At 74.4% G+C, this 2040-nt stretch carries 2 protein-coding genes; one reads left to right on the top strand and one right to left on the bottom strand.

The features are described from left to right. Window positions 1-893: 2,3,4,5-tetrahydropyridine-2,6-dicarboxylate N-succinyltransferase (gene dapD, locus AC0CYZ_RS04420; protein ID WP_472212723.1), on the bottom strand; the 893-nt coding region annotated here is incomplete at its 3' end. Between the two features lie 41 nt (window positions 894-934). On the opposite strand from dapD, the gene dapE reads away from it, so the two are divergent. Further along, the gene (gene dapE / locus AC0CYZ_RS04415) at window positions 935-2011 is read left to right on the top strand and encodes a succinyl-diaminopimelate desuccinylase (RefSeq protein WP_472212721.1); all 1077 of its coding nucleotides are present in this window, start codon (window positions 935-937) and stop codon (window positions 2009-2011) included. Window positions 2012-2040 lie beyond the last annotated feature (29 nt).

Below are 2040 nucleotides of genomic sequence, written 5' to 3'. Positions count from 1 at the left end.
AACTGCCAGCCGTCCTGACCGGACAGCTCGACCGCCTTGACGACCCGGCCATCGGGCAGGGTCAGCTTCGACCCCGCCGTGACGTACGCGCCCGCCTCGACGACGCAGTCGTCGCCGAGGGAGATGCCGATGCCGGCGTTGGCACCCAGCAGGCACCGCCGGCCGATGGACACGCGCTGCGTGCCGCCGCCGGAGAGCGTGCCCATGATCGACGCGCCGCCGCCGACGTCCGAGCCGTCGCCGACGACGACACCGGCCGAGATGCGTCCCTCGACCATCGACGAGCCGAGCGTGCCGGCGTTGTAGTTGACGAAGCCCTCGTGCATCACGGTCGTGCCCTCGGCCAGGTGGGCACCCAGGCGGACCCGGTCGGCGTCGCCGATCCGCACACCCGTCGGGATGACGTAGTCGACCATCCGCGGGAACTTGTCGACGGCGTACACCGTCACCAATCCACGGCCCCGCAGCCGGGCCCGGACCCGCTCGAAGCCGGGCACCGGGCACGGGCCGTGGTTGGTCCACACGACGTTCGCGAGCAGCCCGAACACCCCGGTCAGGTCGACGCCGTGGGGGCGGACCAGGCGGTGCGAGAGCAGGTGCAGGCGCAGGTAGAGGTCGTAGGCGCTGGTCGGCGGCCCCGTCAGGTCGGCGACGGTGCGCACCGCGACGACCTCGACGCCCCGGTCCTCGTCGGCGCCCAGGGCGTCCACCAGGGAGGGCTCCAGCTCACTGGCGGGGACCACGACGACGCCGGGCTCGGCGGCCATGTCGTCCGCGGCGTCCGCCAGTTCCGGCAGCGGGTACCAGGTGTCGAGGACGGTGCCGTCGAGGGCGACGGTCGCGAGGCCGATTCCGACGGCGCGGGTGGGGGTCTCGGTGGCCGGGGTGCTCATCGCCGACCAGCCTATCGGCCGGGCTCCTAGGCTGGGTCGCCGTGAGCGCAGACCCGGACCTCGACCTGCACGCCGACCCCGTCGACCTCACGGCGGCGCTCGTCGACGTGCCCAGCGTGTCCGGCGAGGAGAAGGTCCTCGCGGACGCCGTCGAGGCGGCGCTGCGGCGCGAGCCGCACCTCGAGGTGGTGCGTGTCGGCGAGACGGTGCTCGCGCGGACCACGCTCGGCCGCGGCCGCCGCGTCCTGCTGGCCGGGCACCTGGACACCGTGCCGATCGCCGACAACGTCCCCTCGCGCCGCGACGGCGACCTGCTGTACGGCTGCGGGACCTCCGACATGAAGGCGGGCGTCGCGATCATGGCCCACCTCACCGCCGCGGTCCGCGAGCCAGCCCACGACGTCACCCTCGTGCTCTACGACTGCGAGGAGGTCGAGGCGGTCCGCAACGGGCTCAACCGCGTCGAGCGCGAACGGCGCGACTGGCTCGACGCCGACCTCGCGATCCTCGGGGAGCCGACGTCGGGCCTGGTCGAGGGCGGGTGCCAGGGCACCATGCGGGTCGTCGCGACCCTGCACGGCCGGCGGGCGCACTCCGCGCGCTCGTGGCTGGGGGAGAACGCGATCCACGCGGCCGCGCCGCTGCTCGCGCGGCTGGCGGCGTACGAGGCCCGGGTGGTCGACATCGACGGGTGCGTCTACCGCGAGGGGCTGCAGGCCGTGCGGATCGCGGGCGGGGTGGCGGGCAACGTCGTCCCGGACGCGGCCGAGGTCACGGTGAACTTCCGCTTCGCGCCGGACCGGTCGCCCGCCGACGCCGAAGCGCACGTGCGGTCGGTCCTCGAGGGCGTGGCCGGCGCAGACCTGCGGGTGACCGATTCGGCCGCGGGTGCGCTGCCGGGGCTGTCGGCGCCGGCGGCCGCCGAGTTCGTGGCCGCGAGCGGCGGGACGCCGGTCGCCAAGTACGGCTGGACCGACGTCTCGCGCTTCTCGGCACTCGGGATCCCGGCGGTCAACTTCGGGCCGGGTGACCCCAATCTGGCTCACACCCGCGACGAGCACGTCGACGTGCGTCGCATCACCGCGGGTGCGGAGACCCTGCGCCGCTATCTGGCGTAGGCCCCGGATGTACGAACGGCCGGTTCGTC

The sequence above is a fragment of the Actinomycetospora sp. genome (genome assembly GCF_055612215.1).
Note: the sequence above shows the minus strand (reverse complement) of the source record. Positions and strands in the feature narration are given on the sequence as shown.